Origin of the sequence: Mesorhizobium qingshengii (assembly GCF_900103325.1) — a bacterium.
GTDB classification, from domain to species: Bacteria; Pseudomonadota; Alphaproteobacteria; order Rhizobiales; family Rhizobiaceae; genus Mesorhizobium; species Mesorhizobium qingshengii.
The window spans coordinates 1-1,822 of sequence record NZ_FMXM01000094.1 but is presented as its reverse complement, the minus strand read 5'-3'; the positions used below and the strand labels follow the sequence as shown (position 1 = coordinate 1,822).

Sequence of the window (1,822 nt, the reverse complement as noted above, 5' to 3'; positions counted from 1 at the left end):
TGTTGATTTCCGCCGAGAACTGACCCGGGATTTTCGCCGAGAAGTGACCCGCCTTCATGTATGGTTTGGGTCTCAGGCTTTGGTCAAGGTGGGTGCTTTCTCCTTCTTTGTGGCAGGGGTCTGGGCCGAGCTGTTCTTGAAGCGGAAGCTGTCGTTTCCAGTCTCCAGGATATGGCAATGATGGGTGAGGCGATCGAGCAGCGCCGTCGTCATCTTGGCATCGCCGAAGACGGTAGCCCATTCGCTGAAGCTTAGATTGGTGGTGATGACGACGCTGGTGCGCTCGTAGAGCGTGCTCAGCAGATGGAACAGCAGCGCACCGCCTGAGGCGCTGAAGGGCAGGTATCCGAGTTCGTCGAGGATGACGAGATCGGAATGGGCGAGCCGGTTGGCGATCTGGCCTGGCTTTCCCTGGGCCTTCTCCTGCTCGAGCGCGTTGACGAGTTCGATGGTTGAGAAGAAGCGCACGCGCTTGCGATGGTGCTCGACAGCCTGCACGCCGAGGGCGGTGGCGATGTGGGTCTTTCCGGTGCCGGGGCCGCCGACAAGCACGACGTTGTTGGCCTGGTCCATGAACTCGCATCGATGGAGCTGGCGCACGAGGGCCTCGTTGATCTCGCTGCTGGCAAAGTCGAAGCCGGCCAGATCGCGGTAGACGGGGAAGCGAGCAGTCTTGAGCTGATAGGCTGTGGACCTAACCTCCCGCTCGGCCATCTCGGCCTTCAACAGTTGCGACAGGATTGGGATGGCGGCCTCGAAGGCGGGAGAGGCCTGCTCGGTGAGTTCGGCCACGGCTTGCGCCATGCCGTGCATCTTCAGGCTCCTGAGCATGATGACGATGGCGCCGCTGGCGGGATCATGACGCATGACGCACCTCCCTGGCTTGGCGCAGCGCATCGTAGCGCTCGACATTGGCCTGCGGCTCCTTGGCCAGGCTCAGCGCCTGCGGGGCATCCACAACGGGCGCCGCGATCGGCTTGCCGTCGACCAGCCTGTGCAGGAGATTGAGGATGTGGACTTTGGTCGGGACACCGGCCTGGAGCGCCATCTCCACTGCCGTCAGCACGGCCTGCTCATCATGCTGCAGGACGAGCGACAGGATCTCGACCATCTCCCGATCGCCGCCAGGCTTCCTGAGCAGATGCTGCTGCAGTCGCTTGAAGGCTTCGGGCAGCTCGGTGAAGGGCGCACCGTTGCGCAAGGCTCCGGGCTTGCGCTGGATGACCGCCAGATAGTGACGCCAGTCGTAGACGGTCTGGCCAAGCCGGTCATGCGACCGCTCGATGATGCGGCGGTGTTCGCACACGATCTGCCCTTCGGCGGCAACCACGATCCGCTCCGGATAGACCCTGAGGCTGACTGGCCGGTTGGCGAAGGATGCCGGCACGCTGTAGCGGTTGCGCTCCAGATGGACCAGGCAGGTCGGAGAGACCCGTTTGGTGTATTCGACGAAGCCATCAAAGAGGCGCGGCATCGGCATCAGGAACCGAGTTTCCTCGGCACGGATGTCTTCGATCGTTCCGGGCCTGAGGCCATGGGGAATCCCTTGCCAAAGCTCCCGACACCGCTGCTCCAGCCATGCGTTCAGGGCCTCCAGCGAAGGGAAGCGCGGCATCGGTTGCCATAGCCGGTGGCGGGCATCCTGGACGTTCTTCTCGACCTGCCCCTTCTCCCAGCCCGAGGCTGGATTGCAGAACTCGACCTCGAACAGATAGTGGCTGGCCATGGCCGAGAAGCGGGCATTGACCTGGCGTTCCTTGCCGCGGCCGATCCTGTCGACCGCCGTGCGCATGTTGTCGTAGATCCCGCGCCGGGGAACGCC

2 protein-coding genes are annotated in these 1,822 nt (G+C 63.3%); both read right to left on the bottom strand.

The genetic code is table 11. The features are described 5' to 3' along the window. Positions 1 to 72: 72 nt before the first annotated feature. Positions 73 to 867 carry an IS21-like element helper ATPase IstB gene (gene istB / locus BLS48_RS34480; RefSeq protein ID WP_091586682.1) on the bottom strand — a complete coding sequence of 265 codons (795 nt, stop codon included), beginning with the start codon at positions 865 to 867 and terminating at the stop codon, positions 73 to 75. Further along, on the bottom strand, positions 857 to 1,822 hold a 966-nt coding region (locus BLS48_RS34475), incomplete at its 5' end, for a transposase family protein (RefSeq protein WP_143019604.1). The genes istB and BLS48_RS34475, both read right to left, overlap by 11 nt.